This is a genomic window from Paenibacillus sp. PL91 (genome assembly GCF_012935325.2).
Taxonomy (GTDB): Bacteria; Bacillota; Bacilli; order Paenibacillales; family Paenibacillaceae; genus Pristimantibacillus.
Window position 1 is genome coordinate 60379 of the sequence record NZ_JABBYG020000008.1, and the last position, 13717, is coordinate 74095.

Annotated in this window: 14 protein-coding genes; 10 read left to right on the top strand and 4 right to left on the bottom strand. The window is 47.8% G+C overall.

Going from position 1 to position 13717, the window contains the following annotated elements; all coding sequences use genetic code 11:
• Position 1 precedes the first annotated feature (1 nt).
• The 7 genes from HI950_RS18960 (at position 2) to pyrE (ending at position 6509) form a co-directional block, all read left to right on the top strand.
• A complete protein-coding gene (locus HI950_RS18960; protein ID WP_169089987.1) occupies positions 2-865 on the top strand; it encodes an ABC transporter permease in 864 nt (287 codons plus the stop codon).
• A gap of 43 nt (positions 866-908) precedes the next feature.
• Complete coding sequence (locus tag HI950_RS18965; RefSeq protein WP_169089936.1) at positions 909-1811, top strand: carbohydrate ABC transporter permease; 903 nt, start codon at positions 909-911, stop codon at positions 1809-1811.
• 71 nt (positions 1812-1882) lie between these two features.
• Positions 1883-3544 carry an extracellular solute-binding protein gene (locus HI950_RS18970; protein WP_169089938.1) on the top strand — a complete coding sequence of 554 codons (1662 nt, stop codon included), beginning with the start codon at positions 1883-1885 and terminating at the stop codon, positions 3542-3544.
• Between the two features lie 330 nt (positions 3545-3874).
• Positions 3875-4303 (top strand): disulfide oxidoreductase, encoded by a 429-nt coding sequence (locus HI950_RS18975; RefSeq protein WP_223285379.1) that lies wholly within the window; start codon positions 3875-3877, stop codon positions 4301-4303.
• A 96-nt stretch (positions 4304-4399) separates the two neighbouring features.
• Entirely contained in the window at positions 4400-4864 is a 465-nt protein-coding gene (locus tag HI950_RS18980; protein WP_169089940.1) for an MEKHLA domain-containing protein, read from the top strand.
• A gap of 136 nt (positions 4865-5000) precedes the next feature.
• Positions 5001-5879, top strand: coding sequence for a DUF72 domain-containing protein (locus HI950_RS18985; protein WP_169089942.1), 879 nt, complete (start codon positions 5001-5003; stop codon positions 5877-5879).
• 102 nt (positions 5880-5981) lie between these two features.
• Positions 5982-6509 (top strand): orotate phosphoribosyltransferase, encoded by a 528-nt coding sequence (gene pyrE / locus HI950_RS18990; protein WP_169089944.1) that lies wholly within the window; start codon positions 5982-5984, stop codon positions 6507-6509.
• A 423-nt stretch (positions 6510-6932) separates the two neighbouring features.
• On the opposite strand, the gene HI950_RS18995 is transcribed toward pyrE, so the two are convergent.
• On the bottom strand, positions 6933-7394 hold the full coding sequence (locus HI950_RS18995; RefSeq protein WP_169089946.1) for an Lrp/AsnC family transcriptional regulator: 462 nt from the start codon (positions 7392-7394) through the stop codon (positions 6933-6935).
• Between the two features lie 197 nt (positions 7395-7591).
• Here HI950_RS18995 and HI950_RS19000 point away from each other — a divergent pair, with 197 nt between their 5' ends.
• The 3 genes from HI950_RS19000 to HI950_RS19010 all read left to right on the top strand — a co-directional run bounded on the left by HI950_RS19000 (position 7592) and on the right by HI950_RS19010 (position 10580).
• Positions 7592-8743 carry a serine hydrolase domain-containing protein gene (locus tag HI950_RS19000; protein WP_169089991.1) on the top strand — a complete coding sequence of 384 codons (1152 nt, stop codon included), beginning with the start codon at positions 7592-7594 and terminating at the stop codon, positions 8741-8743.
• Positions 8744-8822: 79 nt separating this feature from the next.
• Entirely contained in the window at positions 8823-10040 is a 1218-nt protein-coding gene (locus HI950_RS19005; protein ID WP_169089948.1) for an MFS transporter, read from the top strand.
• An 84-nt stretch (positions 10041-10124) separates the two neighbouring features.
• The gene (locus HI950_RS19010) at positions 10125-10580 is read left to right on the top strand and encodes an NUDIX hydrolase (protein ID WP_169089949.1); all 456 of its coding nucleotides are present in this window, start codon (positions 10125-10127) and stop codon (positions 10578-10580) included.
• Positions 10581-10615: 35 nt separating this feature from the next.
• Here the strand turns inward: HI950_RS19010 and HI950_RS19015 are convergent, their stop codons facing one another.
• Genes HI950_RS19015 through HI950_RS19025 form a run of 3 tightly spaced genes read right to left on the bottom strand, consistent with a single transcriptional unit; the run spans position 10616 to position 13698 of the window.
• Positions 10616-11764 carry a DHHW family protein gene (locus tag HI950_RS19015; protein WP_169089951.1) on the bottom strand — a complete coding sequence of 383 codons (1149 nt, stop codon included), beginning with the start codon at positions 11762-11764 and terminating at the stop codon, positions 10616-10618.
• 21 nt (positions 11765-11785) lie between these two features.
• Entirely contained in the window at positions 11786-13168 is a 1383-nt protein-coding gene (locus HI950_RS19020; protein ID WP_169089953.1) for an MBOAT family O-acyltransferase, read from the bottom strand.
• Between the two features lie 5 nt (positions 13169-13173).
• The gene (locus HI950_RS19025; RefSeq protein WP_169089955.1) at positions 13174-13698 is read right to left on the bottom strand and encodes a DUF4358 domain-containing protein; all 525 of its coding nucleotides are present in this window, start codon (positions 13696-13698) and stop codon (positions 13174-13176) included.
• Between the last annotated feature and the right edge of the window lie 19 nt (positions 13699-13717).

Here is a 13717-nt window from a genome sequence, read left to right on the forward strand (position 1 = left end):
GATGATTTTTCCGGCATTGGTTTTTATCCTCGTATTTAATTATTTTCCGATGTACGGCGTGCTGATGGCGTTTCAGGATTACAGCTTATTTAAAGGGTTTTTCGGCAGCCCTTGGGCAGGGTTCAAGCATTTCGAAATGTTCTTCAACTCGCCTGACTTCTTCCGGGTCATTAAGAACACCATTGTGATCAGTCTCTTGAAGCTGGTCATTAACTTTCCGGCACCGATTCTGCTTGCGCTGATGCTCAATGAAGTTCGGAACATGGCGTTCAAAAAAGTGATTCAAACGATCAGTTATTTGCCGCATTTCTTATCGTGGGTAATCGTATCCGGCTTTACGATATCGATCTTGTCAGTCGATAACGGAAGCCTGAACATTATGCTGCAGGCGCTTGGGCTCATCGACAAGCCGATTAATTTCTTGTCGCTGCCCGAATACTTCTGGGGCATTATCGTTACGACGAATTTGTGGAAGGAAATCGGCTTCGCGACAATCGTTTATTTGGCGGCTATCGCTGGCGTAAACCCCAGCTTGTATGAGGCGGCGTCGATTGACGGAGCAAGCAAGTTCAAACAAATTTTTTTGATAACGCTTCCTTCGATTACGCCGGTCATTATTATTTTCCTCATTCTGAACATCGGCAGTCTGTTGAACGCTGGTTTTGATGACCTGCTGCTGCTCGGCAGAAGCGCCATGCTCCGCGATGTGGCGGAGGTGATCGATACGTATGCGTACCGGATTGGGATCATCAACAACCGATTCTCGTATGCGGCGGCGGTCGGATTGTTCAAGGCGGTTATTAGCGTTGGTTTGCTGACGATGGCGAACTATTTGTCTAGAAGAGCAGGTACAAGCCTATGGTAAAGCAGCCTCAGACGGCCAATATGCAGAAAGGTGGTGAAGCCTAGTGAAGCTGAGCAGCGGCGACAAAGTATTGCAAACGTTCATTTATATCTTCCTAGTGCTGCTAGGGCTGGCTACGTTATATCCGTTCTGGAACTCTGCCGTCATTTCCTTTAATGAGGGGTTAGATACGGCTAAGGGCGGAATAACGGTATGGCCAAGAGTGTTTACGCTTGATAATTACAGCATCGTGTTCCAGAATGACCGCATCGCGGACGCCTTTCTGATTTCGGTTGCGCGTACGCTTGCAGGCACTGCGATATCGATTTTCTTCACCTCCATTTTCGCTTACGGCTTGTCCGTTAAAGGTGTAATCGGGAAAAAATTTTATATGATTTTTGCGATTATTACGATGTATTTCAGCGGCGGTCTTATTCCTTTCTACCTGCTCAACCGCGAGCTGGGCCTTATGGATACGTTCTGGGTCATGGTCATTCCGACCGCGGTAAGCGTATGGAATATGATCATATTCCGCACCTTCTTCATGGGTTTGCCGGATGGGCTGGAGGAGTCAGCGAAAATTGACGGAGCAAGCACGTTCGGCATCTTTTTCAAAATTGTGCTTCCTTTATCCGGCCCAGTATTGGCTACGCTTTCATTGTTTACGGCGGTCTACCATTGGAATGATTGGTTTACGGCAACGATCTTTATTAACGATGCGAAGCTCTATCCGATCCAGACGTTCCTGCAGCAAATTATGAACTCGAATACGATGAGCGAGCAGCTTTCGATTGCCTCTCAAGGGAGCGGCGCTGCCTCGGATGCACTCAGCCGGATGCAGAGCGTCACGAGCAAGTCGCTCACAATGGCGACGATGATGGTGGCAACGATTCCAATCGTATTAGTCTATCCGTTCGTTCAGCGCTTCTTCGTAAAAGGCGTTATGATCGGCTCCTTAAAGGAGTAACCGCGGTATTCGACCTGATAGCTTCGGCGAGGGGTTTGAGTATATATATTAAAAATTGGGAGGCGTCGAATATGAAAGGAAGAAAGCTGCTGACCGCGCTTATGACCGTCGGTCTTGCCGGTTCTGTGCTGCTCGCTGGCTGCTCAGGCAATAACGGCGGGAACACCGCGAACACGGGCAACGCAGGCAATTCGGGCAATACAGGCTCTAATAGAGCAGATGAGAGCAAAGGTTTTGCTTTGGGGGAAACGCCGGTATCATTTTCTTATTATGTCCATTATGACTGGTGGACCACTGAGCCATGGGGCGCGAACCCGAACAGCAAGTGGGTACAGGACAACCTGAAGGTTACGGTAGAGCCTATTCAATCGGGTGGTGCGGCAGCACAAAAGCTGAGCACGATGATTGCCTCCAAAGAGCTGCCAGATGCGATTATGATGGACCGCGGGCCTGAGGTAGAACGGCTCAGAGCAGCGGGAGCGCTTGTTCCTCTTGATGAATATATCGATAAGTATCCCAATTTGAAAAAATGGGCGGGCGAAGAGACATTAAATATGCTCCGCTCCAGCGACGGCAAAATCTATCAGTTCCCTAACTGGTATACGGCGGCTCCAACGGGCAACGGCGGCTGGTTCGTGAACAAAAAAATATATGCGGAGCTTGGCTCTCCTAAGCTCGAAACGACCGATGATTTGTACGCTTACTTGCAGCAGGTAAAAGCAAAATATCCTGACGTTGTGCCTTTAGAGGTTGGCGGCAACGCTTCAGGCGTAGAGGTTATGTTCCCTAGCTTCCAAGAGGGCGCAGCCGGGGCATTCCATTCGATGAAGGCATATCCAAACGGCGACAAGTTCGATACGATCTACAACAATGAAGCATGGAAAGAAACGATGCTGTATGCAAGCAAGCTGTTCAGAGAAGGCTTGATGACGCAGGATGCGATGACGCAAAAGGACGATCAAGTAAAAGAGAAGCTTGCTACGGGCAGAGTAGCCGTATTTGTTGGCGGCAATGCAACGAACATGGGCCGCGAAGGGCATAACGCGTTGAAAGCACAGGACCCGAATGCCGGTTATGAGTTTATTTGGCCGGTAGCGAAGTCTGGCTTGGATAAAAATAAAGTATATCCGAATGGCTATAACGCACTAGGCTGGAATGTGAATGTCATTACGACAAGCGCCAAAAATCCGGAAGCAATCTTCGCTTATTTGGATTGGATGACGGGCGAGGAAGGCACGCGTATTATGTTCTTCGGGCCGCAAGGCTTGTATTGGGACGATTTTGATGCGGAGGGCGCACCGATTCCGAACGACAAATGGTTCAGCACGCCGCAAGAGGAGAAGGACAAGGATAAGCTCGAAGCCTACGTATGGTCAGGCAATGCCACGTTTGTCGATACGAGCAAGCAGAAGATTGAACAAACGCTGCCGGAAGAACAACGCAATTGGGGTTCTTTGGCACAGCTGAACATTGCTTGGAAGACATCGCAAAACATGACGCAGTACAACAATATCGACCCGGCTCCTGAAACGGATGAAGGAATTATCAATCAACAGGTTGGCGAGATCGCAAACGAATACTTCGGCAAAATCCTGTTCGCGAAGAGCGACGCCGAGGTGCTCAGCCTGATCGACGAAGCGAAGAAAACGACTACGGATCTTGGCTTCGACAAAGTAAATGAATTCCGTACAGCTAGATGGCAGGAGAATTTGGCTTTAATTAATAGTAAATGATTAATGTGAGAGGCTGATAAGCAAGAGGAAAAAGAAATGGCTGCTCATTCAGTAGATTTATCTACTGGGTGGCAGCCTTTTTTGTTGTAAGCACTTATGTGTGCTTACAGCCAACAAAAACTGTAAGCACAAATGCGTGCTTAAAGTCGGCCATTCGTTTGTACGCATACGCCGATATTTTATAGCAGGGCGTCTTATCCTACATATTTTGTTCTGGCCGTCAACGTTAATAATGTCCGCGCAATAGCTCTTTCGAGTCATGCCTGCCTCTGCTTCTTTGAGCGAAAATGAAAGATAGGAACATGAGCTCAAGGAAGCGAGGAGAACGGTTTGGAGGAACAATTGGATAAGAAAAAGTCGTTTTGGATATTTCTTGCTTGGGCGGCGGCTGTCCTTGCGACGGCAGGAAGCTTGTATTTAAGCGAGGTTATGCACTTTGCGCCGTGCAGCCTCTGCTGGTTTCAGCGCATCTTTATGTATCCACTGGCGATTCTGCTCGGTATAGCGTATTCGAGGGGCGATTCGGGGATTGTTACGTATGCATTGCCGTTTGTTGTAATCGGCGGAGGTTTCTCGCTCTATCATACGGTGCTGCAAAAGCTTCCGCATGACTCTCCGCTAGCGGCCTGCGGTCCGGTCTCCTGTCAAGGCGACTATTTGAACTGGTTTGGATTTATAACGATTCCGATGCTGGCGCTCGTTGCTTTTATTATCATTTTGACAGCGCTGCTTCGATTGCGGAAGCTTGATCGTCAATAATGGTTGTTGGACGTGTTGCACTTTGCCAAGAAGTAGACAACATCCACTCTCCGTGATATAAAAATGGAAGCGATCAAAACGGGGAGGAAGAAAAAGATGCAATTACCGCTTACAGGCGTTGGCGCAACAGAGGCGCATGCGAGGCTGCTGGTGGACAGCTACCGGAAATGGACGGGCAAGGAGCTGCTTGAAATAGTGCCAGGCAAGCGCTTGAGCGAGCAGCTGTATCAAGCAGACATCGTCATCCTATCGCATGGCACGGAGACTGATCCCGTTCTAAACTATGGAAATCAGAAGGGGCTCGGGCTGTGGGAAATGGAGTGGGAGGCTTTCACAAGTACACCATCAAGGCTGACGGCAGAGAAGATGGAGCGCGCGGAGCGAGACCGTTTCTTTGAAGCCGTAACGTCTAATGGCTACGTAGATAATTACACGGGCATTCGAATTTCCAGCACAGGACGGCGTTTTTATATCCTTCATGCAACGGTTTGGAATTTGGTGGATGTGAGCGGCAGCTACTTGGGACAAGCGGCGACTTTCTCGGAATACCGCTATTTATAGAAGAAATGGTTTTTGGAAGGGCAGCTTTTAGTAGAATGATCTACTTGAAGCTGTCCTTATTTGCTGTATGGCGCTGTTGGCTTACCCAGATGCAAATTAGGTATAATAGCAGAAAAGAAGAAGCGGAGGGGGAAATATGCCGATACATATCGGACTTGCAGGGTGGGGCGATCATGATCGGCTGTACACCTCAGTCTCAAAAGCAGGCAGCAAGCTGCGGCAATATGCGAAGCATTTTCCGCTGGTTGAGGTGGACGCTACCTTTTACGCCATTCAATCCAAGGAGCGGTTCGGCAAATGGCTGGAGGATACGCCGGAATCGCTTCACTTTCTCGTTAAAGCCTATCAAGGGATGACTGGCCATCAGCGCGGACCGACGGTTCCGGCGTCAGAGACGAACGAAATGTTTGCGGCGTTTCGAGAAATGCTTGAGCCCGTTATAGCGGCAGGCCGCTTGACGACGGCGCTATTTCAGTATCCCCCATGGTTCGATTGCACGCAGGCGAATGTGCGAATGCTGAGGGAGACGAAGGAGCGAATGAAAGGAATACCCTGCGCGCTGGAATTTCGGCATCAGAGCTGGTTCACGGAGGAGTTTCGCGAGAAAACGTTAGCTTTTATGGAGCGGGAGCAGTGGATGCATAGCGTCTGCGATGAGCCGCAGGCGGGAGTGGGTTCTGTGCCAACTGTGCTGCAGGCAACAGATAAACTTGCGACTGTTGTGAGGTTCCACGGGCGCAACGTGTCTGGGTGGAATCAAGCAAGTGCGCCGAACTGGCGCGAGGTGCGATATTTGTACCGATATAGCGATGAGGAGCTGCTGGATTGGGTAGATAAGCTGCGGCTGCTGGAGCAGCAGAGCGAGCATATACACGTCATTTTCAACAACAATTCCGGCGGGGATGCGGCAGATAATGCGAAGCGGCTTATGGAGCTGCTTGGGCTTACTCGTCCGGATGGCGGCGATCCGAACGAGCCACCGCCTCCAGTGGTGGAACAGCTGGATTTATTTTAGGAGAATGATTGACGGTTGAAAGTTGAATAAATAGTGTAAATAATAATCTATGCTTCGATTGTCATTGTGGTAAAATGAAAATAAATACTAGGCAGGTGGAATATGGAAAAAGAATTGCTCGCAAAAGAGATATATAAGACAGCGCATTTAACCGGATCTTTTAAGCTAAGATCGGGAACGGTATCTAACGAATATTTTGACAAATATTTGTTTGAGTCGAATCCTATTTTGTTAAACTTGGTTGCCGAGCATTTATCGAAGCTAGTCCCATTAGGAACTGAAGTAATAGCCGGTCTCGAAATGGGCGGTATTCCGATCGCTACAGCCGTGTCGCTGAAAACGGGAATCCCCGTTGCCTTTGTTAGAAAAAAAGCGAAGGAATACGGCACGTGCAAGCTGGCAGAAGGCATTGATATACAAGGGAAAAAGGTTTGTATCATAGAGGATGTCGTAACGACGGGCGGCCAAATACTGCTTAGCGCCAAAGATTTGAGCGATTGCGGTGCGATCGTTAAAGATGTCGTATGCGTCATCGAACGGGACCAGCAGGGAAGGGATCGTCTGGAAAACGCGGGGCTGTCTTTCTACTCCTTATTTAAGATGGACGAGCTTACCGATACTACGGTGTAAAACAACATTAACTTGATACGTAAAAAGAGCCTTAGAATCGCTTCTAAGGCTCTTTTGCGTATCATGAGCCAAGCAGCCAAAGCAGATGAATCGAAATAACAGGAAAATGTCCATCTAATAGTCCCTTTGGGAAGGAAATTGACTATTTAGCTGGAAAACCTCCAGGTAAAAGGGGCTTTTTTCTCCTAATAGGCTGAAATCTAGAAGACTAACGGGAGAAATTCCTTCTAATACTAATGTTTGACTAAAATTCATTGAAATAGCGGGAGCTTATCCCGTTAATGCTGCCGGCAGAACAATTTTCAGCGGGCGGCCGAGCATTTCAACGACCATCGCAGCTCCGAGCCTTCTTGTATAATCGTTTCTTCTCAGAGTCTGGCTCAATGCCAGATTCTTTTTTGTTTTGCTGCCGCGCTACGCCTTCTACTCTTGCTTGGCAAGCAGGTTTGGCGATTCAAGGGAGGCGATCAAAGGTTTATGGTCGATGGGCTCTGACATCACGATAAGAATCGTATAGGTCCCATATTTATCGCATTGTTTTCCAAAATCTTCGAGAGAACGTGTGGAGTCGGTTATTACTTTCAATAGGTAGTTGTCTTCCCCGCTGGTGCGGTAGCATTCGATGACTTCTGGAGATGAGCGGCAAAAATCAAGGAAGGCATAACAATCTCTTGTACGAAACAGGATGAAGCCAGTAGCTTGCTTCCCTATTTTTTCTGGGGAAACAACCGTGCGATACTCCTCGATGATCCCTTTTTCCTCCATGCGCTTGACTCTCTCGGTTACTGCGGGTTGCGATAACCCGACACACTTCCCCAGCTCCGTCATTGAAATTCTCGCTTGGTTTTGAAGATAGAACAGAATTTGCTTATCCACATGGTCCATTGTAATATGCTCCTTTAAATTTAAAGATTTTATAGTAAAGTAACTCGTTTTCCATTGTTTGGGGCCGCCTTTAACTTGAATGCCTTATGTAAAGCAAACAACTTAATTAATATAATATACTCACAATAGTAAAGTGTTCAAGGCTTTAACTATTTTAGAGAGGATGAAGTTGATTGAGCAGTTTGAATGTAAACCAAATGAATCAGCATGATTTACAAGCACGCATTAATGAAGTAATCGAACGTACCCTTGCCGAAAAACGGCTGGTAGGCGCAGTCATAAAAGTAGCGTTGGACGGGGTGCCGGTTTATAGCCGCGCTGCCGGATTTGCCAACCGTGGGACTAGTCAATTGATGCAAGAAGATACGTTATTTAGACTTGCATCTGTATCTAAGCCAATTGTATCAACGGCTGCTCTTGTGCTAGTTGCGCAAGGCCGCTTGCAGCTGGATGATCGCGTCGATCAGTGGCTTCCCGAATTTAAGCCGCGCTTGCAAAATGGCGAGCCTGTCGCATTAACGATTCGTCACTTAATGACGCATACCGCAGGTCTGACTTATCGCTTCTTCCAAGAAGAAAATGGTTCCTATGCGCGAGCAGGCGTATCCGATGGCATGGATCACTCAGGTATCACGCTGGAAGAGAACCTCCGACGTCTCGCATCAGTCCCACTACTCTATGCACCAGGTTTAGAGTGGAAATATTCGATCGCCACAGATGTGCTGGGAGCAGTCATAGCTAAAGTATCAGATGCGCCGCTTAGCGAAGCCATTCGTTCTTTAATGACTAAACCGCTTGGATTGAATGACACTGGCTTTACTGCAGTTGATCCCAATCGATTAGCCGAAGTCTACATTAACGATGTATCAGAGCCACGGCATATGAAGGATCAAGGCGACGTTGCCTTTTTGGAGGGGACGGCTGGATTCCGCTTGGCTCCAGGCCGAGCGCTTGACGATACAGCCTATCCATCTGGTGGTGCCGGTATGGTCGGAAGTGCCGGTGATTTTTTGAAGCTGCTGGAAACGCTGCGCATGGGCGGGGCGCCGCTTCTGCCGGAGAGCTGGGTACGCGAAATGACGACCAACCAGATCGGTGATCTGACAATGCCTTATTGGCCGGGCCGGGGCTTCGGTTTGGGATTTACGCTGCTCAAGGACCCGATTGCCGCAGGTAGTCCGGAATCACCGGGCACATGGCGGATGGGCGGAACGTATGGTCATTCGTGGTTCGTAGACCCAGCGAAAAAGCTAAGCGTTGTGGCGTTTACCAATACGGCATTAGAAGGCATGTCAGGCCAGTTTACCGTTGATCTCTGTGAAGCCGTTTATAACGGAATCAACAAATAAAGGATTGAACAGGAGCCTTCGTACGGTATGAACCGGCCAAGGCTCTTTGTACAGCTGCATACGTATGGGAGTGATCGTTATGATTCAAAGCGGATCGAATAAAAGAATAATAAACCCGTTATTTTTTATAGCTCTTGGTTTATTTGGGGTATACACGATAGAGTTTGGCGTTGTTGGCATATTGCCAGCTATTATTGAACGTTATGGCGTCAGTACAGCTCAGGCTGGCATGCTGGTTGGTTTGTTCGCGCTAGTTATAGCGTTATGTGGCCCCTTTATGGTATTGCTTCTTTCTAGATATAACCGTAAAAATGTATTGCTATTCTGTTTGCTTGTTTTCGCTGGGAGCAGCTTAGGATCAGCTTTTGCGCCAAACTTTTATGTTTTGTTGGCCCTTCGCATTATTCCGGCATTGTTTCATCCCGTCTATTTTTCGCTTGCCTTTGTTGCGGCTGTTTCCCTTTATCCTAAGGAAAAAGCTACAGAAGCTTCTGCCAAGGCATTTGTAGGCACAAGCATGGGAATGGTACTCGGTATTCCAATCACGACTTATCTAGTTGATCAAATTTCATACGAGGCTTCTTTCATTTTTTGTGCTGCTGTAAATGTCGCTGCTAGTGTTGGGATTGCCTTCATGCTTCCAAAACCGCCAAGAACGGAGAAATTATCTTATGGGAAGCAGCTTGGCATATTGCGTAAGATCCCCTTATGGATAAATATTGGCGCATCAACTTTCCTATTTGCTGCCATGTTTTCGGTATATAGTTACTCTGCCGAATACTTAAAACAAGTAATGGGGATGAGCAGCGATGTCATTAGTGTCATGCTTGTTGTTTTTGGAATTTCCGGCATGGCTGGCAATTTGCTAGCTGGGAGACTGATTGGCTTAAACATGGTGAAGACGACTCTTTTGCATCCGATCGTATTAGCGCTCTCCTTCTTACTGCTTTATTTTGGAGAAGTATCATTTGTTCCAATCGCGGTTATTATCGTTTTGTGGGGAGCCGCCCATACAAGCGGACTTATCGTAACTCAGATATGGCTGACGTCCGAGGCTCCGGAGGCTCCCGAGTTTGCGACCGGCATCTATATATCTTTCATTAATTTGGGCGTGTTCATCGGTTCGGCGGCTGGTGGATGGTTTCTTACAGCTGTGGGCATGCAAGGAACGATATGGAGCGGTCTACTATTTATTATGCTGGCACTCGCCTGTATTATAGCGAAAATCGTATGGTTTAATCCTAGGGGTTTGAAGGTCACTCAAGTGTCATCCGAGAAAGAGCAGCGTGTAGGCTAAGCGATTCCTTTTTACTCCAAAAATGATATATTCTATTAAAAGGGATGGCGGATCAAGCAGGAACTCTTATAGGAGGGCGCTCACATGGGCTATATTATGGATCTTAGAAGGATAGTTGGCACAAGGCCGCTTATTATGGCAGGAGCTTGTGTATTGTTATGCAATCAAGGATCGCTGCTCCTGCAACGAAGAGCGGATAACGGCTTATGGGGGCTTCCCGGAGGGGCGATGGAGCCGGGGGAGGCGCTGACTGAGGTTGCAAGGCGCGAGCTTTTTGAGGAAACGGGATTGATCGCCAACACTCTAACCTTATTTGACGTATTCTCCGGACCGGAGCTTTATTATAAGTATCCTCATGGAGACGAAGTGTATAACGTAGTTACTGCGTATATGTGCTCGGATTTTGAAGGCGTACTTAAGGAGGATGGCGCAGAGGTTACGGAGCTGCGTTTTTTTGAATGGGATTCCATCCCGAAGGAGCTAAGCCCGCCGGATCAGCCGGTCATTCATGCCTTTCTGGAACGTTACATAAACAATTAAAGAAGGAGCAGCTACCCAGGCTGCTCCTTCTTTAATTAATATTTCAGCTTCAATAGGTTGCGCTCCGTGATGAAGGTCGTCGTATTGAAGAGCAGCAGCACGTCTTTAATGCCGTTTTCCTCCATGTAATCGCTAATACTTCCGTTGTAGTAGCGAATATCGATCACATGAATGTCTTTCACATGCTGCGTAAGGAACGGCAGGAAGCTGTGCGCGTAGGAATCTTTGATGACTAATAGCTTCTCTTGATCTGTTTTCTCTACGGGGAGTTCGCTATGAAGCGTCATTAACGCGTGCACGCCGCCAAGAAAATACGAGTAATTATCTTTTTTCTCTAAGTAGCTCGCGTCGTACATGCTGGCATAGGTTTTGTCCGTATCCGCGACATACAGCTCAGTTGCCAAGCCGTTTTTCTGTTTATAGGCTTGTATGGCATCTGGTTTTAACCAACTGAACTGACCGCGCGTATGGTAGCTGCCTAGAAACGAATCGCTGACTGTCTCTATATCGAATTCGCTCTCGGCAGCAGGCTTCCAGCCCATTTTCTCTGCGTATGCGACATAAGCAAGGTAAGCGCCATAAGTCGTCCAGTGGTGGTCGGTTTTATAATAGATGGGCTTCTCGCCGCCAGCCGCTGGCCGAAGAAAGCCGAAGCCATCGATGAACGAGAGGCTGTTCCCAACCTGTTTCCCGATATAGCTGTTCACCTTCGACTGCGGATAAGCCTCAGCCAGCCACGGCAGCCGTTCCGGATACATGCCGATTGAGGTCGGTGCCAGCATGAACGTCATGCTCACATCGGGGTGGCTTAGCGCATACTTCTTCACAGCAGCCGCATATTCCTCAATTACGGTATAGTTCGGTTCATTAAACTTCTCGAACAAATAGCCGTCTGAGCCTTTATAGATGCCGTTATTCTCCTGCTGCAGGCGAAGCTGCTCCAACATCGACTTCGTCCATACAAAGTGCGTTCGGAAGGGGAAATGGTCGGTTACGTAGCTCTCCGAATCATCCGAGAACTTCTTGGACCAGAGATTTGCCCAAGTAAGCTTAGGCGCTTTCTGGAGCGTACGGTTCTCCACGTCGGAGAACACTTGCACAGGCAATATGAAAAATAATAACGACATAGCAAACAGTATGCTGACGAAGCCCCATACGAAGGCGCGATCCGTCCTCTTGCTCATATCTGCCCGCCTCCTTCTTCGTTAAAAGCGGAAATATAAAAATGGGTTGAACGTTGCATCAACTAAATATGCGACCGACATGAAAAACAGTGCAGCATGCCAGCCTAGCTGAGCGACCGGCCCAAAGCTGTTCTTTTTTTCCCGTTTCGGCATGGAAGCAAGCACGAGCAAGACGAGCAGAATCGCGTTCGTATATAACAAATACAACGACTCCTTATTCCATAACGGCTGATGATTAAACCCAAACATAGCTGCAAAATAAGAACCCATTTGAGGCAGCTCGTCAAAGGCAAAAAATACCCAGCCGATCAAGATGAGGAGCAGAGCGTACACATGCCGAACCCAGGCAGGCATACGCTGCAAGAACCTCAAGCCGAACCATTTTTCAAACACGAGAACAACTCCGAAGTACAAGCCCCAAAGCAGAAAATTCCAGCTCGCCCCATGCCAAATGCCGGTCAGCAGCCAGACGATCATAATGTTCCGAAGCTGCTTCCATGGCCCTTTGCGGTTGCCGCCAAGCGGAATATAAACATAATCCCGAAACCAAGTGCTGAGCGAAATATGCCAGCGCCGCCAGAAGTCGGTAATGCTTTGCGCCGTATAAGGCCGGTTGAAGTTTTCGTTAAAACGGAAGCCAAACATCATGCCAAGCCCGATGGCCATATCGGAATAACCGCTGAAGTCAAAATAAATCTGGAAGGCAAAGGCGATAATGCCGAGCCAAGCGGCTAATGCCGGCATCGTATCGGTGCTTGAGGCAGATACCGTATGCCATAGCAGGCCGATGTTGTTCGCTAGCAGCACCTTTTTCGCCAAACCGATAATAAACCGCCTTACGCCTTCGGCGAACAATTCGACGTTGACGGTGCGATGACGCAATTGCTCAGCGATCGTTGAGTATTGAACGATAGGACCTGCGACCAGCTGGGGAAACAAAGCGACAAAGGTTCCGAAGTCGATCCAGTTGCGCTGTGCCTTTGCGGTTCCCCTATACACGTCAATAATATAGGACATCGATTGAAACGTATAAAATGATATGCCGATGGGCAGCGCCAGCTCGGTTAGCGGGATTTGCGTACCTAAAAGTGCATTCACATTATGAATGAGAAAATCAGCGTATTTAAAATAGCCTAGCAGCGTTAAATTAACGATGATCGAGGCGACAACTATCCATTTCCGCTGCATGCTGCTTAGTCTCGAATGGCTTAGCAGCAGCCCGAAGCTGTAATCCGTAACGGTGGACAGCAGCATGATGGCAATGTAGACAGGCTCGCCCCAAGCATAGAAGATTAGGCTGGTTACGAATAAAACGAAGTTTTTTATTCGCCATGGCGACACAAAGTAAAGCAGCAATACAGCAGGCAGAAATAGAAACAGAAAAAGAAGACTGCTGAATACCATACTCGTTATTTTTGCTCGAAGTAGCTATCGAATTCCGTTACTAGTTTATCGGCTTGCTCAGAGATGACGAAAAATACGTAGTTGCCTTTTGTAACGAGCTTGTAGTTTTTAGCGTTCTCGTATTGATCCTGCAGATAGGTTTCGAACGTTTTTTGAACATCGGCCGCGCGCTTCTCCACGCCCTCTTCAACTGCTGCAGCATCCTTGGCATCCTTCACTTTAAAGATGGCAACTTCATTTGTTTTTATGTTCATCATAGGCGACATAATCGTATATTCCTCAAGCAGGGCAGGGTCGATATCATACATTTGCTTGACCATATCGCCAGTCATTTCTACGAGTGCGGGCTGCTCGATTTTGGCTAACATGCCGTCAACCATTTCTTTGGTCGTTTTTGTCGTAACGAATTGATTTTCTTTATTAGCGGAAGCGCTGTTGTTTGTGTCCGATTTCCCGTTAGAGCCGGAACATGCAGTCAGCACCAGGCCTAGTGCAATAACTAGCATAAATGCAAAATAATTTTTTTTCATTGAAATCAATCTCCTTGGT